Genomic DNA, 23830 nt, shown 5'->3' on the forward strand with positions numbered 1-23830 from the left:
CCGCCCCCCCCCCCCCCCCCCCCCCCCCCCCCCCCCCCCCCCCCCCCCCCCCCCCCCCCCCCCCCCCCCCCCCCCCCCCCCCCCCCCCCCCCCCCCCGGCCGGTGGCGCCGGTGGGTGGGAACGCTCTCAGGGCTGGCTAAGCTTCGCCTCCCGAAGGAGGTCACCCGAGTGGAGAAGCCGCCCGTGCCCGACGCGCCCGGTCCCGCCCAGCGGGCCGGCGCGCAGAGCGGTGCGCCCGCGGCGCCCCTGAGCGTGGCCGCGGTGGACGACCACCCGGCCCTGCTGACCGGGCTGCGCGTGGAGCTGGCCGGGCACGGCGTGCGGCTGACGGCGACGGCCCCGACGGTGCCCGGGCTGCTGCGCGAGCTGGCCGGCGCACCGTCGCCGGAGGTGGTCCTGCTGGACCTGCGCCTGGGCGACGGCTCGCGCCCGGCGGGCAACGTCGGCGCCCTGCTCGGCGCGGGCACCCGCGTGCTCGTCTACACCGAGGGCCGCCAGCACGCCGAGGCCTCCGAGGCCCTGCACGCCGGCGCCCAGGGCGTGCTGCTGAAGGACCGGCCCGTGGCGGTGCTCGCCGAGGCCCTGCGCGCGGTCGCCGACGGCGAGACGCTGCCCTCGGCGGAGACGGCCGCCGCCCTGCAGGTCGACGCCGACCTCGCCGGGCACCTGTCACCGCAGGAGCGGCGCGTGCTGGAGCTGTACGCCGGCGGGATGCCGGCGCGCTCGGTGGCGCTGCGCCTGGGCGTGACGCTGGAGACCGCCAAGAGCTACCTCAAGCGCATCCGCGCGAAGTACGCCGCGCTGGACCGGCCCGCGTACACGCGCATGGAGCTGTACCGGCGGGCGGTGGAGGACGGGGTGCTCAGCCCGCTGGGCGGCCCGCAGGCCGCTGCGCCCGGCCCCCCCGCGGCGGACGGTCCCGCGCCGGGCGACCCGGCCGCCGAGCGGTGACCGCGCGGGGCGCCGACCGCCTGGTGGCCCTGGTGCTGGCGCTGACGGTGCTGTCGCTGGTGCCCAGCGTGCTCTCCGCCCTGGCCGCCGGCGGCGACGGCGCCCCGGCGCCCTGGACGGGCGCGGTCCTGGCCACCTACGCGGCGCTGCTGGTGCTGCTGCTCTCGCAGGTCGCGCACGGCCGCCCGCGCCCGTGGCTGCCGTGGGCGCTCGTGGCCGCCGGCGACCTCGCGCTGCTGACGTGGGTGCTCGTGCAGTCCGGACGGCTCGCGCAGGCGCCGTGGGTGCTGGCGCTCTCGCCGCTGACCGTGGGCGCCGGGGCGGTGGCGGCCGGGCTGCGCGCGGCGATGGTGCTGGGCCTGGTGCACGTGGGGCTGCGCGCGCTCGTGCAGGCCGACGGGGCGTGGGCGGTGCCGCCGTCGGCGTTCGTGCTGGACGCGCTGCTGGTGCTCGTGGTGGTGCCCGTGTGCTGGGTGGCGGTGGCGGCGGTGCGCTCCTCCGGCGCGAGCGTGGAGCGGGCCCGCCGCCGCGCCGAGCAGGAGGCGGTGCGCGAGTCCGCGGCGGGCGCGGCGGAGCTGGAGAACGCGCGCTGGGACGCCATCGTGCACGACGACGTGCTGGCGGCGCTGTCGACGACCGCGCAGGCGCAGGACGCCGCGAGCCGCGCCGAGGCGCGCCGCGCGGCGCGCACGGCGCTGGTGCGGGTGGAGGGCGAGCGCCCACGGGCGGCGCTGCCCGCCGAGCGGGTCTGGGCCTCGCTGGTGCGCGAGGTGCGCCGGCTGCACCCGGGGGCGGCGCTGGCCGGACCGCGCGGGGCGCACGGCGCCGCGCTGGACCCCGACGCCGCCGAGGCGCTGCTGTCGGCGACGGCGGAGCTGGTGCGCAACGCGGTGCGCCACGGCGCCGCGCCCGGCGACCCGCCGCCGCCGGTGCGGGTGCGCGGCTGGCTGACGGGGGTGCCCGGGGCGAGCGGCGCGACCGTCGCGTCCGGCGGCTCGGCCGGGGCCGGCGGTGGCGCGCGGCTGCTGGTGGAGGTGCGCGACGGCGGGGTCGGCTTCGTCGCGCACGCCCCGGGCACCTGGCGGCTGGGGCTGGCGGTCTCGGTGCGCGCGCGGGTGCGGGCCGTGGGCGGCGAGGCGCACGTGCGCTCCTGGCCCGGCACCGGCACGTGCGCGCTGCTGTCGGTGCCGCTGCTCGGCGAGCCCGAGCCCACCGGGCCCACCGGGCCCGCCGGCTCCGCGATCGCGCCCACCGGCTCCGCGCCCGCTGCCGCGACCGCGCCGGGCTCCGCGCCCGAGCCCGCCGGGCGGGGGGCGGCCGGGCGGTGAGCGACCTGCAGCGCGCCTGCGCGACCGGCGCGGCGCTGTGGCTGCTCTCGCACGCGCTGCTGCCGGCGGTGCTGGGACGCGGGCAGGGCCGCGCCCCGGTGCTCGCGGCGCTGGCGCTGGTGGCGGTCCTGGTGGCGTCCGCGCTGGTGCTGCGCCCGCTGCGCGGCGGCCCCACGGCCCTGCGGGCCCCGGCGGCGTGGGCGGCGGCGGCCGTGGTGCCCCTCTCGGGTCTGGCGATCATGCCGTTCCTGCCGGTGGAGGCCTGGCGCACGTACGCGAACTGGTGGCCCGGAGGCACGCAGGTGCTCGTGGCCGCGCTGGTGGTGCGCCGGCGCCGCGGCCCCGCGCTGGCCGCGGAGCTGGCCTCGGCCGCGCTCGTCACCGCCGTCGTGCTGCGCGCCGGCGCGAGCGACCCGTGGGTGCGCATCGCGGCGCTGAACCAGCCGGCGCTGCTGTGGTTCAGCGCCTCGGTGGGGGTGCGGGTGCTGCTGGACCGCACCGCGCGGGAGGTGCAGCGCTACGAGGCGCAGGCGGCGCGCGCGGCCGCGGCCACCGCCGCCACCGCCGCGCGCGCCGACAGCGCCCGCCAGCGCCGCGCCGACCTCGACGAGGGGGCGCTGCCGCTGCTGCGGAAGGTCGCCGTCGCCGGCGCGCACGACGAGGCGGGCTGGGCGCAGCTGCCGCGCGCCGCGGTCGGGGTGGAGCGCCGGCTGCGCGACGACCTGCGCGCCCGGGCGCTGCTGGACGAGGAGGTGCGCGCCCGGCTGCGCGCGGCCCGCGCGCGCGGGTGCACCGTGGACGTCGTGGACGACCGCGCGGCGCGCGGGGGGGACGAGCGGTTCCTGGCCGGGGTGCGCCGGGTGCTGGCGGCGGTGCTGCCGCTGTGCGCCGACGGCACCGCCACGCTGCGGCTGCCGCCGCACGGGCGGGTGGCGACGCTGGCGGTCGAGGCGAGCCCGGCCACCACCGCGGCCGTGGCGTGGGCGCTGGGCGCGCGCCTGCCCGCGCAGCTGGCGGTCGACGTGGACGTCGACGAGGTGGGCGGCTCGCTGTGGGCGGAGCTGCGCCCGCACCCGTGAGGGGCGCGCCGTTCGGCGCGAAGCCGCCCGCGGTGCGGGGGCGCGCTGCTACGTTCGCCTCGACTCGCTGAACCGCTCGGGGGATCGGTGCGAGGTTCCTCGACGGCACCGGCACGCCTCGACGCACCGCGCGCGCCCCCGCGAGATGTCCGGAGGTGGGCGCGTGGGCGTCTTCCGCACGATCGTGTTCCCCGCGCTGCGGCTGGTGGTCTGGGCCGCCATCGCGGTGGCGCTGCTGTGGCTGGCCTTCGGGCGCGCGGCGGGGGTGCGGGAGGGAGCCGCGGCCAGCCCCTCGGCGGTGCTGGAGCCGGCGAGCGCACCGGTGGTGCGCGGCGACGTGGTCAACACCGTCTCGCTGACCGGCACGGTCGGCGCCGACCCCTCGAGCACGGTGAAGTCCACCGCGGCCGGCGAGGTCGGGCGGCTGCGCGCCGAGGTCGGCGACGCGGTGGAGGAGGGCACCCCGCTGTTCACCGTGCTGGTGCCCGTGGAGGAGCAGGCCGCCGCGCCGGCGCCCGCCGCGGACCCCTCGGCACCCGCCGCCCCCGCCGTCCCCACCGCCCCCCGCACGCGCACCGTGACCGTGACCGTGACCGCCACCGGGCCGGGCACCCTGACGGCCCTGGACGTGCTGCCGCAGCAGGAGGTCACCGTCGGGCAGGCAGTGGCCACCGTCTCCCCCGGCACCCTGAGCGTCTCGGCGCCCCTGACGCAGGAGCAGCAGTTCCGCCTGCTGGCCCCGCCGACCACCGCGCAGGTCACCGTGCCCGGCGGGCCCGGCACCTTCGAGTGCACGGACCTGCGCACCGGCACCCCCGAGGCGAGCGCCCCGGCCGCCCCGCAGCCGGCCGACCCCTACGCCGGCGGCTACGTCGACCCCTACGCCGACCCCGCCCAGGCCGCCACCGGGGCCACCGTCTCGTGCCGGGTGCCCGACGACGTGCTGGTCTTCCCGGGCCTGTCGGCCACCGTCGACGTCACCGCGGGCACGGCCACCGGCGTGCTCACGGTGCCCGTCACCGCCGTGCGCGGGCGCGTGGACGACGGCACCGTCTGGGTCGTCGACGGCACCGGCGCGCAGGTGGAGACACCGGTGACCCTCGGGCTGACCGACGGCACCGTCGTGGAGGTCACCGGCGGCCTGACCGAGGGCGCGCAGGTCCTGCAGTTCGCCCCCGGCAGCGACCAGGTCACCGACCCGTTCGCGGCGCCGGGCACGGGGTTCTGAGGTGACCGCCGCGCTGTCGCTGCGGCAGGTCAGCCGCTCGGTGCCGCTCCCGGACGGCACCACCCTGCGCATCCTCACCGGCGTGGACCTGGAGGTGGCCGCCGGCGAGCACGTCGCCGTCGTGGGGCGCTCGGGGTCGGGCAAGTCGACGCTGCTGAACATCGTGGGCCTGCTCGACGCGCCCACCAGCGGCGAGTACCTGCTCGACGGGCGCCCCGTGGCCGGGATGTCCGCTCGGCGCACCGCGCGCCTGCGCGGGGAGACCTTCGGGTTCGTCTTCCAGCAGTTCAACCTGCTGCCCGGGCGCACCGCCACCGAGAACGTCGCCTCCCCCCTGCTCTACGGCTCCGGGCGCGAGTTCCTCACCCGCAAGCGCCTCGCCCGGGAGATGCTCGAGCGCGTCGGGCTGGGCGGGCGGCTGGACACGATGCCGGAGAAGCTCTCCGGCGGCGAGCAGCAGCGCGTGGCGCTGGCGCGCAGCCTCGTGCGCCGCCCCCGGGTGCTGCTGGCCGACGAGCCCACCGGCGCGCTCGACGTGGACACCGGCTCGGCCGTCATGGACGTGCTCGAGGAGCTGGTGCGCCGCGAGGGCACCACCCTGGTCACCATCACCCACGACCTGTCCGTGGCCGCCCGCGCCGACCGGCGCTTCCGCCTCGACCACGGCGTCCTCAGCGAGATTACCGGCGACGCCGTCGCCGCGGCCACCGCGCACCGGGGGACGCTGTGAGGGGCGCGGCGGGGCGGTGGCTGCTCGGGCCGGTCGCCGCGGTCACCGAGGCGTGGTCCGAGGTGCGCGTGCACCGCACCCGCGTGGTGCTCTCGCTCGTCGGCGTCTTCCTGGCCGTCTTCGCGATGACGAGCATCACCGCGGTCGGCGGCATGGGCCGGCAGGTGGCGCTGGAGAGCAGCGAGCGCGCGTCGGGCCGCTCCGCGACGCTGCAGCTGTCCGCGTACCCCAACGGCGCGAGCACCCCGCAGAGCACCGAGCTGACCTCGCGGGTGCTGCGCGAGGCCGCCGACCGGCACGAGGTCGCCTGGCGCGGCTTCGTCACCCAGGGCGGCTCGCAGGTGACGGTGCGCTTCCCCACCGGCGCGCAGCTGGTGTCCTTCTCCTACGTCGACCCCGGCTACGGCACCATGCACCGCGCGGTGGCCGAGCAGGGCCGCTTCCTCGACGCCGGCGACGAGCAGGCCTTCTCCCCGCGCCTGGTGGTCAACCGGGCCTTCGCCGACCTGCTCGGCGGCTTCGACGAGCGCACCCCCAGGACCGTCGTCCTCGGCGGCGACCGGCCCGTGACGGCCACCGTCGTCGGCGTCATGGAGGTGCCGTACTCGGACGGCACGACGCCGGGCGCCTACGCGCTGAACTCCGCCGCGCAGGCGTGGGGCCTGGTGGACCCGTCGACCAGCGGTCCGCCCACCCTGGAGCTGTGGGTGCCCGACGCGGACGCCGAAGCCCTCAGCTCCGCGCTGCAGGCGGAGGTGCAGGCGGCCCTGCCGGGGTACTCGATCAGCGCCTGGCGCTCCGACGACGGCGAGGCGCTGGAGGTCGTCGACCTCGTGCTGGCCTACGGCGTGCGGGGGGTGGGGATCTTCGCCCTGGTGCTCGGCGGCATCGGCGTGCTCAACGTCGGGCTGGTCACGGTGCGCCAGCGCATCCGCGAGATCGGCGTGCGCCGCAGCTTCGGCGCCACCGGCGGGCGGGTCTTCTTCGCGGTGCTGCTGGAGAGCGTGGCGGCCACCTTCGTCGCCGGCGCGCTGGCGGTGGCCCTGTCGGTGGCGCTGCTCTCCTACGTCCCGGACCTGCTGGTCGCGCTGCTGCCGGCGGGCGTGCCCCTGCAGGACGTGCCGCCGTTCCCGGTCTCGGCGGCGGTCGAGGGCCTGGTGGCCGCCACCGCGGTGGGGGCGCTGGCCGGGGTCGTGCCGGCGACCATGGCGGTGCGCGCCAAGGTCATCGACGCGATCCGGTATTGACGCCGCCCGCTGCCGGGCGCGCCCGGCCCCCGCGAGGGCCGGGCGCGTCAGCGGCGCGTCAGCGGCGCGTCAGCGGCGCGTCAGTGGCGCGTCAGTGGCGCGTGGCCAGGTACGCCAGCAGGTCCTGGCGGGTGATGACGCCGGAGGGCTTGCCGTCCTCGACGACCACGGCGGCGTCGGCGCGGGCGAGCACCTCGCGCGCCTCCTCCACGGACTGCCCCGCGCCCACCAGCGGCAGCGCCGGGCCCAGGTGCGAGGAGACGGCGTCGGACATCTTCGCCACCCCGGTGAAGAGCCGGTCCAGCAGGTCGCGCTCGGTGACCGCGCCGGCGATCTCCCCGGCCATGACGGGCGGCTCGGCGCCCACGACGGGCAGCTGCGAGACCCCGAACTCGCGCATGATCTCGATGACGTCGTGGACGGTCTCGGTGGGGTGGGTGTGCACCAGCGCCGGCAGGCCGGTGGACTTCGCGCGCAGCACGTCGCCGGCGGTGCCGCCCTCGGAGGAGTCCAGGAAGCCGTACGAGGCCATCCAGTCGTCGTTGAAGATCTTGCCGAGGTAGCCGCGGCCGCCGTCGGGCAGCAGCACGACCACGACGTCGTCCGGGCCCAGGCGCTCGGCCACGCGCAGGGCGCCGACCACCGCCATGCCGCACGAGCCGCCCACCAGCAGGCCCTCCTCGCGCGCCAGGCGGCGCGTCATGAGGAAGGACTCCGCGTCGGAGACGGCCACGATCTCGTCGGGCACCGAGGGGTCGTAGGCGCTGGGCCAGAAGTCCTCGCCCACGCCCTCCACCAGGTACGGGCGCCCGGTGCCGCCGGAGTACACCGAGCCCTCCGGGTCCACGCCGACCACGCGCACCGGCCCCTGCTCCTTGAGGTAGCGGCCGGTGCCGGTGATGGTGCCGCCGGTGCCCACGCCGGTGACGAAGTGCGTCACGCGCCCGTCGGTGTCGGCCCAGATCTCCGGGCCGGTGGTCTCGTAGTGGCTGCGCGGGCCGTTGGGGTTGGCGTACTGGTTCGGCTTCCAGGCGCCCTCGATCTCGCGCACCAGGCGGTCGGAGACGGAGTAGTACGACTGCGGGTCCTCCGGCGGCACCGCCGTAGGGCACACCACGACCTCCGCGCCGTACGCCTTGAGCACGTTGCGCTTGTCGGCGCCCACCTTGTCGGGGCAGACGAAGACGCACTTGTAGCCGCGCTGCTGCGCCACCAGGGCCAGGCCCACGCCGGTGTTGCCGCTGGTGGGCTCCACGATCGTGCCGCCCGGCTTCAGGGCGCCCTCGGCCTCGGCCGCGTCGACCATGCGGGTGGCCACGCGGTCCTTCACGGAGCCGCCGGGGTTGAGGTACTCCACCTTCGCCAGGACCGTGCAGGCCAGGCCCTCGGTGACGCGGTTGAGCTTGACGAGCGGTGTCCCGCCCACGAGGTCGACGACGGACTCGGCGTAGCGCATGGGCCCATCCTCCCCCACCGCACCGGGCCCGGCGGCCCGCGGCTCACAGCCCGCGGCGCAGCTCCAGGACCACCTCGAGGGCCGCGGCCAGCGCCGGGGGGTCGCCGTGGGCGAGGACGTCGGCGCCGGTGACGGCGAGCTGGTCGCCCAGCCCGTGCAGCGCCAGGTGCGGCAGCGGCCGGCGCGCGCGCCCCTCGGCGTCGGCGGCGACGTCGGCCAGGCGCTGGGCGGCGCGGCGCACCAGCTCAGCGCGCGGGGCCGGCGCGCCCTCGCGGGCGCGCTCCAGCTGGGACAGCGCGGTGGTGCGCACGCGCTCGACCTGCACCCCCAGCACGCGCGAGAGCTCGGCGCGCACGGCCCCGGGGGCCGGCGCGCCGAGCTCGTCGTGCTCGCCGAGCGGGTCGCCGCTCAGCGGGTGGTCGTTCAGTCGTCGCCGCGCAGGATGGCGACCAGGCGCAGGATCTCCAGGTACAGCCACACCAGGGTGACGACCAGCCCGAAGGCCGCGCGCCAGGACTCGCGCACCGGCAGGCCGTTGCGCACGCCCTGCTCGACGTAGTCGAAGTCCAGGACCAGGAACAGCGAGGCCAGCACGACGCCGAAGCCGCTGACCAGCACCGGCAGCAGGCCGCCGCCGGAGTAGACGCTGGTGCCGCCGAACGCCGAGAAGGCCAGGTTGACCAGGCCGAAGACCAGGTAGCCCAGGCCCGCGATGGTCAGGACCTTCGTGAAGCGCGGGCTGTTGCGGACGATGCCCGTCTTGTAGGCGACCAGCATGGCGGCGAAGGCGCCCAGGGTGCCCAGGACCGCCTGCCCGACGATGCCGTCGTAGAGGGTGGAGTACGCGTGGGAGATGGCCCCCACGAAGACGCCCTCCACGGCCGCGTAGGCGAACATCACGCCGGGGCGCACCTTGCGGGACAGCTGCGCCCACATCGCCAGCACGAAGCCGACGAGCGCGGCGCCCAGCGCCAGGGGCAGCCCCACGTTCGCGAACCAGGCACCGGCCGCGCCGAGCACCAGGACGACGAAGAGCATCGCGGTGCGCACCACGACGTCGTCCAGGGTCATCCGCCGGGACTGCTCGGCCGTGGCGGACGGCTTGCGGTACCAGTCCTCCAGCGTGCGCGCGTCGGCGTCCACGGGCGGACGGCTCGACGACGGGGCGTCGAACGTCGCGTAGCCGCCGCGGCGGAACTCGTCGTTCCGGGCGAAGACCGGGTTCTTGCTCTGCATGGCTCCCTCCGGGGGGCGTGTCGTTGCCGGTCCAACGCGCGGGCGGGCGCGCGCGTTCCCGCACCGGGGCCCCCGCCGGCGCGGGGGCCCCGCGGTACCCGGGACGGGACTCGAACCCGCACGCCGCGAACGGCCCGGGGGTTTAAGCCCCGTGCGCCTGCCAGTTACGCCACCCGGGCTGGGGTGCGGCGCCAGGGTAGCCAGCACCGCGCCCGCCGGCCGCTCAGGCGCCCCCGGCCCCGCCCTGCGCCGCGGCCCCCGCCCCGCTGAGCTCGGCCAGGCGGCCGACGGCCGCGTCGAGCATGGGGGCGGTCAGCCGGCCGGTGGCCGTGTTCTGCCGGCTGACGTGGTAGCTGCCCACCAGGTGCACCGGGCCGCCCGGCGCGCCCAGCACGGCCTCGGCGCCGTGCCCGAAGCGCGGCTGCGGGCGCGGCACCGCCCAGCCGGCGCGCCGGGCCGCGCTCAGGGCCGCCGCCCACGCGAAGGCGCCCAGCGCCAGCACGGCGCGCAGGTGCGGGGCCAGCAGCGCCAGCTCGGCGTCCAGCCAGCCCGCGCAGGTGTCGCGCTCGGCGGTGCTGGGGCGGTTGTCCGGCGGGGCGCAGCGCACCGGCGAGACGATGCGGGTGCCGATCAGCTCCAGGCCGTCGGCGGCGTGCTCGGAGACGGGCCGCGAGGCCAGGCCCGCGCGGTGCAGCGCGGCGACGATCCAGTCCCCGGAGCTGTCGCCGGTGAACATCCGCCCGGTGCGGTTGCCGCCGTGCGCTGCCGGGGCCAGGCCCACCACCAGCGCGCGCGGGGCGTCCACGCCCAGGCTGGGCACCGGGCGGCCCCAGTACGGCTCGCCGCGGTGCGCGCGTCGGCGGGTGCGGGCGACCTCCTCGCGCCAGGCCACCAGCCGCGGGCAGGCGCGGCACACGCAGGCGCGGGCGACGAGCTCCGCGGCGCTGCCGGCGCCGGCGGCCAGCGCGCGCACCGCGGCGGCGTCGTGCGCCACCGGCGCGCCCGCCGGGGAGGGGTCGCCGGGCCAGCCGGTGCCCGGCGGCACCGGGGAGGCGAACGGCTCCCCCGTGGCCGGGTGCGGCAGCGGCCCGCTCACGCGGCCGCGTTCAGCGGGCGACGTCCACGGCGAGGTTGTCCAGCAGCTCGCCGTAGACGCGGTCGAGCCCGCGCGGGGCGAAGGTGCGCTCGAAGAAGCCGCCCACGCCGCCGGCGCCCTGCCACTCGCTGGTCACGACGACCTCGGAGGCGTCGGGGCCGTCGGACTCGACCCGCCAGGTCGTCACCAGCGAGGAGTTGCGGTCGGTCTCCACCAGCGCGTGCTTGTCGGTGGCGGTGACGTCGGCCAGGACGTCGCGCACCCGCTTCTTCGTCGCGTGCAGCCGCCAGCGCACCCGCGTGCCCGGTCCCTGGCCACCGGAGAGCACCTCGTAGTCGGTGAACCGGTCCGGCAGCAGCCGGGGCCGGGTGCCGCTGTAGTCGGCGAGGGCGGCCAGGACCCGCTCGGCGGGGGCGTCGATGCGCCGGGTGGTCGTCGCGCTGACGGTGCTCATGCCCTCACCCTGCCAGCGGCGCCGCAGCGCGCGCACGGCGCACGCACAGGAAGGCGGGACCGTGCGCGTGCGCTGCGTCACACCGCCGCTGCGGGGGCGCCCCTCACGCGCTCGGCGGCGGAGAAGGCCGCCCCGTCGAGGATGTCGTGCTCGCTGGTGACGACCTCGGCGACCCCGGCCACGGCGGCCAGGTGCTCCAGCACGGCGTCCCACACCAGGGCGCCGGCGCCGATGACGTCCACGCGCCCGGGGTGCACGAAGGGCATCGCCGCGCGCTGCGCCCGGTCGGCGCGCAGCAGCCGCTCGCACGCGGCGCGCACCGCGGGCAGCGGCAGGCGGGCCCCGTGCAGGACGCCCGGCTCGTACGCGCGCAGGTCCAGGGCGGCGGCGCTGACCGTCGTGACCGTGCCGGCCACGCCCACCAGGGTGCGGGTGCGCTCCAGCGGCACCGCGCGAGCGGCCACGGCCAGGGCGGCGTCGACGTCGGCGCGCGCGGCGGCCACCTCGGCCGCCGAGGGCGGGTCCGAGCGCAGGTGCCGCTCCGTCAGGCGCACCGAGCCCACGTCCACCGACAGCGCGGCCCCCGGCTCGCGCTCGCCCAGGACGAACTCGGTGGAGCCGCCGCCGAGGTCGACGACGAGGAAGGGGCCGGGCAGCGCGCCCAGCAGCTCGCGGGTGGCGCCGGTGAAGCTCAGGCGGGCCTCCTCCGCGCCGCTGACGACCTCCGGCTCCACGCCCAGGCGCTCGCGCACCCCGGCGGTGAACTCCCCGCGGTTGGAGGCGTCGCGGGAGGCGGAGGTGGCCACGAAGCGCACCGCGCCCGGCGCCACGCCGTGCCGGCGGCAGGCGGCGGCGGCCTCGTCGACGGCGGCGAAGGTGCGCGCCAGCGCCTCGGGCGCGAAGGCCCCGGTGGCGTCCACGCCCTGGCCCAGCCGCACCACGCGCACGGTGCGCTCGACGTCGACGAGGGTGCCGGCGACCGGGTCGACGTCGGCCACGAGCAGGCGCAGGGAGTTGGTGCCGCAGTCGACCGCGGCCACGCGCACGGAGCTCACCGCCCCGTGCCCTCCCCGCGTGCGACGGGCTCCTCGGCGACGGGCTCCTCGGCGGCGGGCTCCTCGGCGGCGGGCGCGTCCAGGTGCGCGTGGGGGCAGGTGGCGGGCCAGCCGCCCAGGGCGCGCAGCCGCTCGAGCGTCTCGTCGCCGAGGGGGTTCACGCCGGGGCCGGCGGCCAGGGCGTGCGCGGCCAGCGCGTGCAGGCACTTGACCCGCCCGGGCATCCCCCCGGCGGACACGCCGGCGATCTCGGGCACGTCGGCGTCGCCGAGGGCGGCGCGCCGGCGCAGGTAGTCCTCGTGGGCGGCGGCGTGGGCGGCGGCCAGGGCCGGGTCCCCGGCCAGGCGCGCGGTCATCTCCCGCATCAGGCCGGAGGCCTCCAGCGTGCTGATCGCGGCGGCGGCGAAGGGGTCCACGAGGTAGAAGGTGGTGGGGAACGGCGTGCCGTCGGGCAGCCGCGGCGCGGTCTCGACGACCTCCGGGCGCCCGCACGAGCAGCGGTGCGCGACGGCGAGGACGCCGCGCGGGACGCGGCCGAGCAGCTCGGCGATGCCGCGCAGGTCGGCCTCGCTGGGCGGCTCGTGCGCGGGAGCGCTCACCGCCCCGCCCCGGTGGCCGGGACGGGCACGTCGGTGATGCCGGGGGTGGTGGCCTCGGCGGCGCCCGGCGTGCCGGCCACGCGCAGCGACTCCCACACGTTCTCGTACCAGGCCGCCGACGACCTGGGCACCGCGGCGGCCGCCTGCGCGGGGGCCACCGCGTCCGCGTCGAGGCCGCCGTCGACGGAGTAGGGCGTCTCGCCGGGCACGACGTAGCGCAGGCGGGCGCGCGCCTGGGTGGTGACGTAGGCGTCGTCGTCCCAGCGGGCGACCTGCTCGCGCGAGGCCGCCAGGTCCTCGCGCTGCTGGCTGATGCGCGCCTCCAGCCGGCCGATCTCGGAGCGCTGCTCCAGCCACTTCTGCCAGCTGGGCAGCAGGAAGACGGCCAGCACGAGCACGAGGGCGCTGAGGACCAGCGCCCGCGGCCCGCGGGTGCGCCGGCGTTCGGCGGCCGAGGCGGTGGCGCTGCTGCGCCCGCGCGCCGCGGCGGCCGGTCGAGCGGCCGGGCGCGGGGTCCGGGGCGCGCGGGGGGAACCCGGGCCGCGCCCCGCACCCCCCGCCGTGCGGCGGGCGGTGCGGGGCGCGGTGGGACGTCGCGACGCCATGGGGAGAGCTTCTCCTGCGGTCGGGCCGGAACGCGTCAGGCGCGCCCGGTGATCCGCGCCGCGCGCGGGAAGGCGGAGGTGCCGGCGTAGCGGCCCGCGTCGTCCAGCTCCTCCTCGATGCGCAGCAGCTGGTTGTACTTCGCCACGCGCTCCGAGCGCGCCGGGGCGCCGGTCTTGATCTGCCCGGAGCCCACCGCGACCGCGAGGTCGGCGATGGTGGTGTCCTCCGTCTCGCCGGAGCGGTGGCTCATCATCGTGGTGAAACCGTTGCGGTGCGCCAGGTCCACGGCGTCCAGCGTCTCGGTCAGCGAGCCGATCTGGTTCACCTTCACCAGCATCGAGTTGCCCGCGGACTCGTCGATGCCGCGGCGCAGGCGCTCGGGGTTCGTGACGAACAGGTCGTCGCCGACGAGCTGGACCTTGTCGCCCAGGGCGCTGGTGATGTGCTGCCAGCCGGCCCAGTCGTCCTCGCCCAGCGGGTCCTCGATGGAGACCAGCGGGTACTCCGAGACCAGGCCCTCGTAGTAGCCGGTCATCCACTCCGCGGAGCGGTTCGAGCCCTCGAAGGCGTAGCCGCCGTCGGCGACGAACTCGGTGGCCGCCACGTCCAGGGCCAGGGCGATGTCGCTGCCCAGGGTGAAGCCGGCCTTGCCGATCGCCTCGGCGATCAGGTCCAGGGCGTCCTTGTTGCTGGGCAGGTCGGGGGCGAAGCCGCCCTCGTCGCCCAGGCCGGTGGCCAGGCCGCGCTGCTTGAGCACGGACTTCAGCGCGTGGTACGTCTCCGCGCCCCAGCGCAGCGCCTCGCGGAAGGACGCCGCGCCCACGGGGGCGATCATGAACTCCTGGATCGCGACGCCGGTGTCGGCGTGCGCGCCGCCGTTGACGATGTTCATCATCGGCACCGGCAGCAGGTGCGCGTTGGGCCCGCCCAGGTAGCGGAACAGGGGCAGGTCGGCGGAGGAGGCGGCGGCCTTGGCCACGGCCAGCGAGACGCCCAGGACGGCGTTGGCGCCCAGGCGGCCCTTGTTCGGGGTGCCGTCCAGGTCGAGCATCGCCTGGTCGACGATGCGCTGCTCGTGGGCGTCGTGGCCCACCAGGGCCGGGCCGACCTCCTCGATGACGGCCTCGACGGCCTGCTCGACGCCCTTGCCGCCGTAGCGGCCGGAGTCGCCGTCGCGGCGCTCGACGGCCTCGTGGGCGCCCGTGGACGCGCCCGAGGGCACGGCCGCGCGGGCGAAGGTCCCGTCGTCGAGGAGGACCTCGACCTCGACGGTGGGGTTGCCGCGGGAATCCAGGATCTCGCGAGCTCCGACGGCCTCGATGGTGGCCACGCGCACTCCTACTGCTCGGCTGTCCGCTGTTCGGTCGCAGCGAGCCTAGTGGGTGCCCCGCGGGCGGTCCGGGGGGTTCACCCGGCGAGGACCTGCCAGCCCAGCCGGCCCGCGCCGACCAGGCCCGAGCCGCGCGGCAGGCGCGAGGCGCTCAGCCGCACGCCGGCCAGGTGCGGGTGCACCGCCAGCTCCGCGTAGGCGGCGCGCAGCGGCGCCATGAGCACCTCCCCGGAGGCGGCCACCCCGCCGCCGACGACGACGTCGCTCAGGTCGAGCAGGGCGGCGGCGGAGACGAACGCCGAGGCCAGCGCCCGGGTGCCCGCGGCGAGCACCGCCACGGGCACCGGCTCGCCGGCGGCGGCGTCGGCGGTCAGCGCCCGCGCGTCGGCGCGCTCGCCGGCGCGCCAGCCGCGCGCCTGCGCCGCGCGCACCATCGCCGGGCCCGAGGCGTAGGCCTCCACCACGCCCAGCGCCCCCGAGCCGGGCAGGCGCTCGCCGTCGAGCACGACGCCGACGTGGCTGAGGAAGCCGGCGTTGCCGCTCCTGCCGACGAGCACGCGCCCGTCGAGCACGACCCCGCCGCCGATGCCGGTGGAGACCACCACGCCGAGCACCGCCGGGGCGCCCGCGGCGGCGCCGACCCACTGCTCGGCGGCCGCGAAGCACTGCCCGTCCTGCGCCAGCACCGCGTGCGCGCGCCGGCCCAGCGCGCGCCCGGCGCGCTCCGCCACGGCCTCCACGAGCGGGAAGCCGCGCAGGGAGGGGATGTTCACCGGGTGCACCGCACCGGCGGCGGTGTCCACGGGCCCGGCCGAGCCGATCCCCACGACGTCGGCGACGTCGGCGAGCTCCACCCCCGCCGCGGCGGCGTCGGCGAGCACCGCGTCGACCAGCCCGTCCAGCGCCGCGGCGACGGCGGCGGTGCCGGTGGCGTCCGTGGGCACCTCGCGCTCGGCGCGCACCTCCCCGGTGCTCGAGACCAGGCCGGCGGCGATCTTGGTGCCGCCGACGTCGAGGGCGAGGACGTGCGTCGTCGTCACGGGCGCGACGCTACCGGCCGCGCCCCGGCGGGCTGGGACCGCGGCCGGCTGGGACCCCGGCGGGCTGGGACCCCGGCGGGCTGGGACCCCGGCGGGCTGGGACGCCGGCGGGCTGGGACCCCGGCGGGCTCAGGCCCGCGCCGCGCGCTCGTCCTCGCGGGCGGCGCGCTCGAGGCGCCGCGTCGCCGTGCGCAGCGCCGCCTCCGGGTCCACCCCGGCCGCGTGCGCGGTGCGCACCAGCTCCAGCAGCCGCTCCCCCACCGCCTCCTCGTCCAGGCCCTCCGGGGCGGCGGCCGGCTCGGCCAGGCCGGCGCGCTGCAGGCGGCCGAGGACCTTGTCGGCGCGCGCGAGCGCCGGCAGCTGCAGCGGGACGCCGTCCAGGACGGACCCGCGCGGCTTCTCGCTGGCCTTGATGGCGTCCCAGCGCGCCTGCAGGTCCTCCGCGGCCACCTCCCCGTCGAAGACGTGCGGGTGCCGGCGCACCAGCTTGGCGACGATCGCGTCGGCGACGTCGTCGACGTCGAAGCCCTCGGCGGGGTCCTCGGCGGCGACGCGGGCGTGGAAGACGACCTGCAGCAGCAGGTCGCCGAGCTCGTCGCGCAGCTCCTCGCGGGTGCCGTTCTCCACCGCGTCGACGACCTCGTAGCTCTCCTCCACCAGGTACCGCAGCAGCGAGGCGTGCGTCTGGCGCGCGTCCCAGGGGCACCCGCCGGGCGAGCGCAGCCGGTCCATGACGGCCACGAGCTCGAGCAGGCGGTGGCCGGGCACGGACTCCGTCATGGGCCGCACGATACGAGTGCACCGCAGCGGACTCGCAACCTAGACTGCGTCAGGACCCGGAGGAGGCGAGCGCGATGTCGGTGACCACACCGCTCCCCGCTGGTGAACCCATGACCTGGGACGAGTACGAGGCGCTTCCGGAGGACCCACGCCGTGAGTACATCGACGGTGTGGCCGTCGTGACCCCGAGCCCGGACCTGCACCACCAGGACATCTCGTTCGACCTCGTGAGCCGACTGCGCGACGTGCTCCCCCCTACCCACCGCGTCACCTTCGCTTGGGCGTGGAAGCCGAGGAAGGACGAGTTCGTCCCGGACGTCATGGTGTGGGCCCGAGGCGACGAGACGGGGACGAAGCGGTTCACCGGCACCCCCACGCTGGTCGTCGAGATCCTGTCCACCAACCGCAGCGACGACCTGCTGCTGAAGATGGCCAAGTACGCCGCGGCCGACCTGCCCCGCTACTGGATCGTCGACCCCCGCGAGCGGACCCTGTCTGTCCACGTGCTTGACGACAGCGGCGTGTTCCGCGCCGACCGAGTGCTGCGGGACGGCGAACCCGCCGTCCCGCTCGACGTCGGCCCGACGAGCATCGTCATGGACCTGGGCACCCTGCTGCCGGCGACGGCGGAGACGACGACGTAGCGCTTAGAGACTGGTTTCAAAGGGTGGTGCGGCATGCTGCCGCGGTGACCGCACCACCCCGCCATAGCTACCCTTCGGACTTGACCGATGCCGAGTGGCAGATCGTGCAGCCCCTGCTGCCGCCACCGGCCGGCAAGCCTGGACGCCCTCGCGCGGATCTGCGTGAAGTCCTCAACGCGATCTTCTACGTCACCGACAACAGCACGAACTGGCGGGCTCTGCCCCACGACTTCCCCGCCTGGCAGACCTTCCTGGGCTGGAAGCGCGAGCTGGCCCATGACGGCTCCTTCGAGCGCCTGGCCGATGAGGTCCGCACCGGTGATCGCCTGGGAGAACGCGCAGCGCTGCTCCGAGCGCGCTGATCATCGACCCCCAGTCGGTCAAGAGCGCCGAGGGCGGGCCCCAGCGGGGCTTCGATGCGGGCAAGAAGGTCAGCGGCCGTAAGCGTTTCGCCGCCGTCGATGTCGAAGGCAACCTCGTCGACGTCACGGTCACCGGCGCCGACGTCAGCGACAACGCCGGCAGTATCGCTCTGCTGGACTCGATCGCCGCGCAGTTCCCCAGCGTCCGGGCGATCTGGTGCGACCAAGGCTTCGAGAAGGCCTTCACCGACCATGCCCACCGCCTGGGGCTGCAGGTCGTGGTCATCTCCCGCCGCCCAGGCAGCACCGGGTTCACGGTGCTGCCTCGGCGCTGGGTCGTGGAGCGCTTCTTCGCACGGATCGCCCGCGCACGCCGCTTGGCCCGCGACTACGAGCGGACCATCACGTCGGCGGTGGCGATGATGCAGATCGCCTACTCACGCATGATGCTGCGACGACTCACCCGCACCCTTTGAAATCAGTCTCTCAGAGCATCCTGCAATTGGACGCCCGCGCGTTCCGTCTGCCACCAAGCGCCTCCATCGGCATCCTCCGCCGCTTCGGCCCACAGAAGGTCGTCGACGCCTCGACTGAGCTGGGTCTGAGCCTCCCTGGCGAGTCTACTATGGCAAGAAACCTAGGTCGATCGGACCTGGGCCGGTTCCTGGCAGGAAACCAGGCGGCAATCCACGAGACCCGCGGGACACCTGCCACGACTTCACAAGCAGCCTTCCAGCTACTCGCAGAAATGGGGTTCACAGGCGGCGCCGACAAGGCGCTGAACGCGGCGACCGCCGAGGCAGTGCAGCTCTTCCTGCCGGAGACTGACCTGGAGGCCGAGAAGGTCGCTCCGGAGGTCGAGCTTGAATTCTGTCCCCTGATCCCGGACAACTCCACCGATACGCCCGAGGACGTCCTCTGCCTGGAGTACACCTGGCGCTCTGGACCCTTCCTAGCCCCGAAGTACCGCGGAGCGATTGCCGCGTACTGCCTGACCAAGCTCCAGAACTATGCGCGAGAACTCGGCCGGGTTGCGGACAAGCGCGCCCCCGCGGCCGCGACAGAGGCGGGCTGCTCCAGCAGCACCGCGTTCAAGAACTCCGCCGCCCACGCCAGGATCTCGGCGTCGCGCAGCGGCTTGCCGCCCACGCGCGCCGTCATCGGCGCGGGCACGAGCGCCACCGACAGCGCCGGCTTGAGGACCGTGCCGGGGTACAGGCGCTTCAGGCGCAGCTCGCGCGACTCGGGCAGGTCGACCGGAGCGAAGCGCACCTGCTTGCCCTGCAGGGAGACCTCGCGCAGGCCCACGCGGCGCGCGGCGATGCGGAACCTCGCGACCTCCAGCAGGTTCAGCACCGGCTGCGGCGGGGTGCCGTAGCGGTCGGTGAGCTCGGCGTGCAGGTCCACCAGGTCCTGCTCGGAGTCGGCGGCGGCCAGGCGCCGGTACGCCTCCAGGCGCAGCCGCTCGCTGGGCACGTAGTCGTGCGGCAGGTGCGCGTCCACCGGCAGCTCGATCTTGACCTCGGTGGGTTCCGGCTCGGCGTCGTCGTCCTGCGCGCCGGGCACCTGCCGGCGCACGTCGGCCACCGCGTCGGCGACCATGCGCATGTAGAGGTCGAAGCCCACGCCGGCGATGTGGCCGGACTGCTCCCCGCCGAGCATGTTGCCCGCGCCGCGGATCTCCAGGTCCTTGATCGCCACCGCCATGCCGGAGCCGAGGTCGGTGTGCTGGGCGATGGTGGCCAGGCGATCGTGGGCGGTCTCGGTGAGCGGCTTCTCCGGCGGGAAGGTGAAGTACGCGTAGGCGCGCTCGCGGCCGCGGCCCACGCGCCCGCGCAGCTGGTGCAGCTGGGACAGGCCCATGGCGTCGGCGCGCTCGACGACGAGGGTGTTGGCGTTGGAGATGTCCAGGCCGGTCTCGACGATGGTCGTGCAGACGAGGACGTCGAACTTCTTCTCCCAGAAGTCGACGACGACCTGCTCCAGGCGGTGCTCGCCCATCTGCCCGTGGGCGGTGGCGATGCGCGCCTCGGGCACCAGCTCCTTCAGCCGCGCGGCGGTGCGCTCGATGGACTGCACGCGGTTGTGGACGTAGAAGACCTGCCCCTCGCGCAGCAGCTCGCGGCGGATCGCGGCGGCGATCTGCTTCTCCTCCTGCCCGCCCACGTACGTCAGCACGGGGTGGCGCTCCTCCGGCGGGGTGGCCAGCGTGGACATCTCCCGGATGCCGGTCACGGCCATCTCCAGGGTGCGCGGGATGGGCGTGGCGCTCATGGCCAGGACGTCCACGTTGGTGCGCAGCGTCTTCAGCGCCTCCTTGTGCTCCACGCCGAAGCGCTGCTCCTCGTCGACCACGACGAGGCCGAGGTCCTTGAACCTGACCTCCCCGGACAGCAGGCGGTGGGTGCCGATGACGACGTCGACGGAGCCGTCGGCCAGGCCGGCGATCGTCTCCTTCGCCTCCGCGCCCGGCGTGAAGCGCGAGAGCGGCTTGACCGAGACGGGGAACTGCGCGTACCGCTCGGCGAAGGTCTTGAAGTGCTGCTGCACCAGCAGCGTCGTGGGCACGAGCACCGCGACCTGCTTGCCGTCCTGGACGGCCTTGAACGCCGCGCGCAGCGCGATCTCGGTCTTGCCGTAGCCGACGTCGCCGCAGATGAGGCGGTCCATGGGGACCGGCTTCATCATGTCGGCCTTGACCTCCTCGATGCTGGCGAGCTGGTCGGGCGTCTCCACGTAGGGGAAGGCGTCCTCCAGCTCGCGCTGCCACGGGGTGTCCGGGCCGAAGGCGTGGCCCTTGGTGGCCATGCGCGCGGAGTACAGCTTGATGAGGTCGCCGGCGATCTGCTTGACCGCCTTGCGCGCCTTCGACTTCGTCTTCGCCCAGTCCGAGCCGCCCATCTTCGACAGCGTCGGGGTCTCCCCGCCGGTGTAGCGGGTGACCTGGTCGAGGGTGTCGGTGGGCACGAACAGCCGGTCGCCGGGCTGGCCGCGCTTGCTGGAGGCGTACTCCAGCACGAGGTACTCGCGGGTGGCGCCCTGCACGGTGCGCTGGACCATCTCGACGAACTTCCCGATGCCGTGCTGCTCGTGCACGACGAAGTCGCCCGGGCGCAGGGTCAGCGGGTCCACGGCGTTGCGCCGCCGGCGCGGGGCCATGCGGCGCATGTCCTTGGTGGACTGCCCGCCCACGCCGGTGATGTCGGTCTCGGTGACCAGGGCGGTGCGCAGCCCCTCGGCGACGAAGCCGTGCTCCACGACGGCGGTGGTGACCAGGACCACCGACTCCACCGGCGCCTCGACGAGGTCGTCGACGAGGCGGGCGGGCACGTCCTCGCCGGAGAGGACCTCGACGAGCCGCTTGGCGGGCCCGTGCCCCTCGGTGGTCACGACGATGCGCCAGCCGGCCCCGGCCAGCTCGCGCAGGTCCGCGAGCGCCTTCTCCGTCTCGCCGCGGTAGCCGACGACGTCGCGCGCGCCCACGCGCAGGACGCGCACGTCCTCCAGGTCGCGCAGGTCCTCGTCGGCGGTCAGCGAGGTGATCGACCACCACGGCCGCCCCGTCGCCTCCGCGTGCGCGCGCACCTGCGCGAAGGTCCAGAACGAGGAGGCGCCGAGGTCGACGGGCGCGGCGCCGCCGACGGAGGCGTTCATCCAGGCCGCCTCGAGGAACTCCGCGCCGGTGGCCACGAGGTCGTGGGCGCGGGCGCGCACCTTCTCGGGGTCGGCCAGCACGACGTGCGTGCCGGCCGGCAGGACGTCCAGCAGCGGCTCCATGCCGTCCACCAGGGCCGGGGCCAGGGACTCCATGCCCTCCACCGCGATGCCCTCGGCGATCTTGGAGAGGACCTCGGCGGCCTCGGGGTGCTCGCCCAGCAGCGCCGCGGCGCGCTCGCGCACGGCCGGCGTGAGCAGCAGCTCGCGGCACGGCGGGGCCCAGACCCCGTCCGGCTCGGCCTCCAGGCTGCGCTGGTCGGCCACCGAGAAGGAGCGGACCTCGTCGACCTCGTCGCCGAAGAACTCCACGCGCAGCGGGTGCGGGCGGGTGGGCGGGAAGACGTCGAGGATGCCGCCGCGCACGGCGAACTCCCCGCGCCGCTCGACCATGTCCACGCGCGCGTAGGCGGCGCCCACCAGGGCCTGCACGACGTCGTCCAGGCCCACCTCGTCGCCCGGGCGCAGCCGCACCGGCTCCAGGTCGGCCAGGCCCTTCACCAGCGGCTGCAGCACCGCGCGCACCGGCGCGACGACCACGCGCACCGGCCCGGCGGCCGCGTCGCCCTCGGCCGGGTGGGCCAGGCGGCGCAGCACGGACAGGCGCTGGGCGACGGTGTCGCTGCGCGGGGACAGCCGCTCGTGCGGCAGCGTCTCCCAGGCGGGGAACTCCGCCACGGCGTGCTGCGGCAGGTAGCAGCGCAACCAGGTGGCCAGGTCCTCGCACTCGCGGCCGGTGGCGGTGACCACCAGCAGCGGCCGCTCGGCGGCCAGCGCCGCCAGCAGGGCCGGGCGCACCCCGGCGGGGGCGACGACGTCGAGGGCCTGGCCGGCGCCCTCGCGCGCGGTCTCCACGGCCGCGCGGACGGCGGGCTCGGTGCGCAGGACGTCGAGCAGGCCGGTGAGGCTCACGAACACTCCGGGGGTCGAGGGGGGAGGTGCCCAGCCTACGTCCGGGTCCCGACGCCGCCCCGCCGAGCGCGGGCCCCGACGGCCCTGCGCCGGGCGCGCGACCCGCCGGGCGCGCGGCGCCCCCGGCGCGGGGGGCCGCCCTACACTCTCGCCGGTGCTCCCCGAGACGAGCCCGGTCCCGGGCGCACCCACCCCCGAGGACCCGCGGCGCCGGCGGCACCGCGCGGGCGGGGGGAGCTGGCGCCGCCGGCTGGCGCTGCTGCTGGGCGCGCTGGCCGTGCTGCTGCTGGCGGAGGCGGTGGCCGTGGCCGTCAGCGGCTACCGGGCGGCCCGCTCCCTGGAGCGCGTGGCGCAGAGCGCGCCGGTGCTGGTGCGCGAGGTGCGCGAGCAGCGCTTCGCGGAGGCGGCACCCGTGGCCGCCCGGTTGCGCCGGGACGCGCGGGTGGCGGCGCGCGCCAGCGGGCAGTGGCCCTGCCGCCTGGCCGAGCGGGTGCCGTGGGTGGGCGACCAGCTGCGCGCCGTGCGCGCCGCCGGCACGGCCGCGGCCCTGCTCAGCGAGCCGCTGCCGCAGCTGCTGCCGGTGGCCGAGGACCTGCTCGGCGGTGGCGTCGTGGACGCCGGGCGCAGCGTGGACGTGGCCGCGCTGCGGCGCGCCGCGCCCCTCGTGCAGGACCTGGCCGTGCGCGCGCGGGTCGCCGACCGGCTGGTGGGCGAGGCGCGCGCCGGGGACCTGGCCGCCCCGCTGCGCGAGCGCCTGGACCCGGTGGGCGAGCAGCTGGAGCGGGTCGCGCGGGGCGCGGGCACCGCGGCGGCGGTGGTGCCGGCCCTGCCGGGCATGCTCGGCGGCGACGGCCCGCGCACGTACCTGGTGGGCTTCACCAACCCGGCCGAGATCCGCACCACCCAGGGCATCGTGGGCGCCTACGCGCTGCTGCGCCTGGAGGACGGGCGCCTGGTGCTGGAGCGCACCGGCACCGACTCCGACCTCTACGCCGCGCGCGCGGACGTCTCGGCGCTGGGCGCGGAGTACCTCGGGCTGTACGGCGACGAGGCCGGGCGCGTGCAGAACGTCACCCTGGGGGCGGAGGCGGCCGACGCCGCCCGGCTGCTGAGCGCCCTGTGGGTCGACGCGGGCGGCACGGCCCCCGACGCGGTGGCGCTGGTGGACCCGGTGGGGCTGGCGCACATGCTCCACGAGCACGAGCCGCTGGACCTGGCCGGCTTCGGGCGGGTGGCCCCGGCCGACCTGCCCGACGTCCTCATGCACGAGGCGTACGTGCGCTTCGAGGGCGACCAGGACGCGCGCAAGGCGTTCCTGTCCACCGCCTCGGCGGCCGCGTTCGAGGCGGTGCTCGCCGACGGGGTGGGCGAGGGCACGCTGCGCGGGGCCGCCGAGGCGGTGCGCACCGGGCACCTGGCGCTGTGGAGCAGCCGGGCGCCGGAGCAGGAGGCGCTCGTGGCGGCCGGGGTGGCCGGGGACCTGGGCCCGCAACGGCCGTGGGCGCGCGTGGGGCTGACCAACGCCGACCCCTCGAAGCTGAACTACTGGACGCGCGCGGAGGTGGGCGTCGGCGCCGCGTGCCCGGCCGGCGGCGGCCGGGCGACCTCGCGGCTGTCGCTGCGGCTGGTCAACCCGGTGCCGCAGGAGGTGCCCGACTACATGGCCCACGCCGGCGTGCGCGGGGAGCCGGGGCGGCGCACGGCGGTGACGCTGGTCTCGCTGCACCTGCCGGCCGGGGTGGCGGTGGCCGGCGCGGAGGTGGACGGCCGGCCCGTGGCGGTGGCCGCCGGGGTCGAGCGCGGCTGGCTGCTGGTGCGCCTGGAGGTCGTCCTGCCGCCGGGGGTGCCCGTGGAGGTGGCCTGGCGCCTGGAGGGGCCGGCGGAGCTGCTGCCGCGCGAGGTGCAGCCGCCGGCGACGGTGGCGGAGCCGGTCGTGCGCCCGGTGCCCTGCGGAGCGACCGGCTGACCCGCCGGCGCTACGG

22 protein-coding genes and 1 tRNA gene are annotated in these 23830 nt (G+C 76.9%); 10 read left to right on the forward strand and 13 right to left on the reverse strand.

What is annotated here, in order from left to right; translation table 11 throughout:
* Positions 1-184: 184 nt before the first annotated feature.
* The 6 genes from ACRYMN_RS03150 (at position 185) to ACRYMN_RS03175 (ending at position 6564) form a co-directional block, all read left to right on the forward strand.
* The gene (locus tag ACRYMN_RS03150; protein ID WP_432491889.1) at positions 185-952 is read left to right on the forward strand and encodes a response regulator transcription factor; all 768 of its coding nucleotides are present in this window, start codon (positions 185-187) and stop codon (positions 950-952) included.
* Positions 949-2280: a hypothetical protein gene (locus ACRYMN_RS03155; protein WP_432491891.1), complete on the forward strand. Its 1332-nt coding sequence runs from the start codon at positions 949-951 to the stop codon at positions 2278-2280. The genes ACRYMN_RS03150 and ACRYMN_RS03155 overlap by 4 nt, the downstream gene beginning before the upstream one ends.
* The gene (locus ACRYMN_RS03160) at positions 2277-3359 is read left to right on the forward strand and encodes a hypothetical protein (RefSeq protein WP_432491893.1); all 1083 of its coding nucleotides are present in this window, start codon (positions 2277-2279) and stop codon (positions 3357-3359) included. Before ACRYMN_RS03155 ends, ACRYMN_RS03160 begins: the two co-directional genes overlap by 4 nt.
* 163 nt (positions 3360-3522) lie before the next feature.
* Positions 3523-4587: an efflux RND transporter periplasmic adaptor subunit gene (locus ACRYMN_RS03165; protein WP_432491895.1), complete on the forward strand. Its 1065-nt coding sequence runs from the start codon at positions 3523-3525 to the stop codon at positions 4585-4587.
* A 1-nt stretch (position 4588) separates the two neighbouring features.
* Positions 4589-5317 (forward strand): ABC transporter ATP-binding protein, encoded by a 729-nt coding sequence (locus ACRYMN_RS03170; protein WP_432491897.1) that lies wholly within the window; start codon positions 4589-4591, stop codon positions 5315-5317.
* Entirely contained in the window at positions 5314-6564 is a 1251-nt protein-coding gene (locus tag ACRYMN_RS03175; protein WP_432491899.1) for an ABC transporter permease, read from the forward strand. Before ACRYMN_RS03170 ends, ACRYMN_RS03175 begins: the two co-directional genes overlap by 4 nt.
* A gap of 91 nt (positions 6565-6655) precedes the next feature.
* On the opposite strand, the gene ACRYMN_RS03180 is transcribed toward ACRYMN_RS03175, so the two are convergent.
* From ACRYMN_RS03180 to ACRYMN_RS03235, 12 genes are all read right to left on the reverse strand, one after another.
* Positions 6656-8020 carry a cystathionine beta-synthase gene (locus tag ACRYMN_RS03180; protein ID WP_432491901.1) on the reverse strand — a complete coding sequence of 455 codons (1365 nt, stop codon included), beginning with the start codon at positions 8018-8020 and terminating at the stop codon, positions 6656-6658.
* 43 nt (positions 8021-8063) lie between these two features.
* The gene (locus ACRYMN_RS03185; RefSeq protein ID WP_432491903.1) at positions 8064-8375 is read right to left on the reverse strand and encodes a hypothetical protein; all 312 of its coding nucleotides are present in this window, start codon (positions 8373-8375) and stop codon (positions 8064-8066) included.
* 68 nt (positions 8376-8443) lie between these two features.
* Positions 8444-9256, reverse strand: coding sequence for a Bax inhibitor-1/YccA family protein (locus tag ACRYMN_RS03190; RefSeq protein ID WP_432491905.1), 813 nt, complete (start codon positions 9254-9256; stop codon positions 8444-8446).
* A gap of 95 nt (positions 9257-9351) precedes the next feature.
* Positions 9352-9435, reverse strand: a tRNA-Leu gene (locus tag ACRYMN_RS03195).
* A gap of 44 nt (positions 9436-9479) precedes the next feature.
* Complete coding sequence (locus tag ACRYMN_RS03200) at positions 9480-10352, reverse strand: uracil-DNA glycosylase (RefSeq protein ID WP_432491907.1); 873 nt, start codon at positions 10350-10352, stop codon at positions 9480-9482.
* 10 nt (positions 10353-10362) lie between these two features.
* Positions 10363-10806 carry an SRPBCC family protein gene (locus ACRYMN_RS03205; RefSeq protein WP_432491909.1) on the reverse strand — a complete coding sequence of 148 codons (444 nt, stop codon included), beginning with the start codon at positions 10804-10806 and terminating at the stop codon, positions 10363-10365.
* Positions 10807-10883: 77 nt separating this feature from the next.
* Positions 10884-11852, reverse strand: coding sequence for a Ppx/GppA phosphatase family protein (locus tag ACRYMN_RS03210; RefSeq protein ID WP_432492078.1), 969 nt, complete (start codon positions 11850-11852; stop codon positions 10884-10886).
* Positions 11853-11857: 5 nt separating this feature from the next.
* Positions 11858-12460: a DUF501 domain-containing protein gene (locus tag ACRYMN_RS03215; RefSeq protein ID WP_432491911.1), complete on the reverse strand. Its 603-nt coding sequence runs from the start codon at positions 12458-12460 to the stop codon at positions 11858-11860.
* Positions 12457-13065, reverse strand: coding sequence for an FtsB family cell division protein (locus ACRYMN_RS03220; protein ID WP_432491913.1), 609 nt, complete (start codon positions 13063-13065; stop codon positions 12457-12459). The genes ACRYMN_RS03215 and ACRYMN_RS03220 overlap by 4 nt, the downstream gene beginning before the upstream one ends.
* Positions 13066-13100: 35 nt before the next feature.
* Positions 13101-14396, reverse strand: coding sequence for a phosphopyruvate hydratase (gene eno / locus ACRYMN_RS03225; protein WP_432491915.1), 1296 nt, complete (start codon positions 14394-14396; stop codon positions 13101-13103).
* Between the two features lie 77 nt (positions 14397-14473).
* Positions 14474-15436, reverse strand: a complete 963-nt coding sequence (locus tag ACRYMN_RS03230; protein WP_432491917.1) for an ROK family protein — start codon at positions 15434-15436, stop codon at positions 14474-14476.
* A gap of 129 nt (positions 15437-15565) precedes the next feature.
* Positions 15566-16216 (reverse strand): nucleoside triphosphate pyrophosphohydrolase, encoded by a 651-nt coding sequence (locus tag ACRYMN_RS03235; protein WP_432491919.1) that lies wholly within the window; start codon positions 16214-16216, stop codon positions 15566-15568.
* 110 nt (positions 16217-16326) lie between these two features.
* Between ACRYMN_RS03235 and ACRYMN_RS03240 the strand changes: the two genes are divergently transcribed.
* From ACRYMN_RS03240 to ACRYMN_RS03250, 3 genes are all read left to right on the forward strand, one after another.
* A complete protein-coding gene (locus tag ACRYMN_RS03240; RefSeq protein WP_432491921.1) occupies positions 16327-16860 on the forward strand; it encodes a Uma2 family endonuclease in 534 nt (177 codons plus the stop codon).
* A gap of 80 nt (positions 16861-16940) precedes the next feature.
* Complete coding sequence (locus ACRYMN_RS03245; protein WP_432491923.1) at positions 16941-17222, forward strand: transposase; 282 nt, start codon at positions 16941-16943, stop codon at positions 17220-17222.
* Between the two features lie 2 nt (positions 17223-17224).
* Positions 17225-17698 (forward strand): transposase, encoded by a 474-nt coding sequence (locus ACRYMN_RS03250; RefSeq protein ID WP_432492080.1) that lies wholly within the window; start codon positions 17225-17227, stop codon positions 17696-17698.
* Between the two features lie 532 nt (positions 17699-18230).
* On the opposite strand, the gene mfd is transcribed toward ACRYMN_RS03250, so the two are convergent.
* Complete coding sequence (gene mfd / locus ACRYMN_RS03255) at positions 18231-21848, reverse strand: transcription-repair coupling factor (RefSeq protein ID WP_432491925.1); 3618 nt, start codon at positions 21846-21848, stop codon at positions 18231-18233.
* Positions 21849-22002: 154 nt separating this feature from the next.
* Between mfd and ACRYMN_RS03260 the strand changes: the two genes are divergently transcribed.
* Positions 22003-23814: a DUF4012 domain-containing protein gene (locus ACRYMN_RS03260; RefSeq protein ID WP_432491927.1), complete on the forward strand. Its 1812-nt coding sequence runs from the start codon at positions 22003-22005 to the stop codon at positions 23812-23814.
* The last annotated feature ends 16 nt before the right edge of the window (positions 23815-23830 follow it).

The organism is Kineococcus gypseus, assembly GCF_050871305.1.
GTDB classification, from domain to species: Bacteria; Actinomycetota; Actinomycetes; order Actinomycetales; family Kineococcaceae; genus Kineococcus; species Kineococcus gypseus.

Excerpts from the sequence above, each read along its gene's own strand:
- ACRYMN_RS03180 (WP_432491901.1), bottom strand. The coding sequence starts at position 8,020 with ATGCGCTACGCCGAGTCCGTCGTCGACCTCGTGGGCGGGACACCGCTC.
- ACRYMN_RS03190 (WP_432491905.1), bottom strand. The coding sequence starts at position 9,256 with ATGCAGAGCAAGAACCCGGTCTTCGCCCGGAACGACGAGTTCCGCCGC.
- ACRYMN_RS03205 (WP_432491909.1), bottom strand. The coding sequence starts at position 10,806 with ATGAGCACCGTCAGCGCGACGACCACCCGGCGCATCGACGCCCCCGCC.
- ACRYMN_RS03220 (WP_432491913.1), bottom strand. The coding sequence starts at position 13,065 with ATGGCGTCGCGACGTCCCACCGCGCCCCGCACCGCCCGCCGCACGGCG.
- ACRYMN_RS03235 (WP_432491919.1), bottom strand. The coding sequence starts at position 16,216 with ATGACGGAGTCCGTGCCCGGCCACCGCCTGCTCGAGCTCGTGGCCGTC.
- ACRYMN_RS03240 (WP_432491921.1), top strand. The coding sequence starts at position 16,327 with ATGACCTGGGACGAGTACGAGGCGCTTCCGGAGGACCCACGCCGTGAG.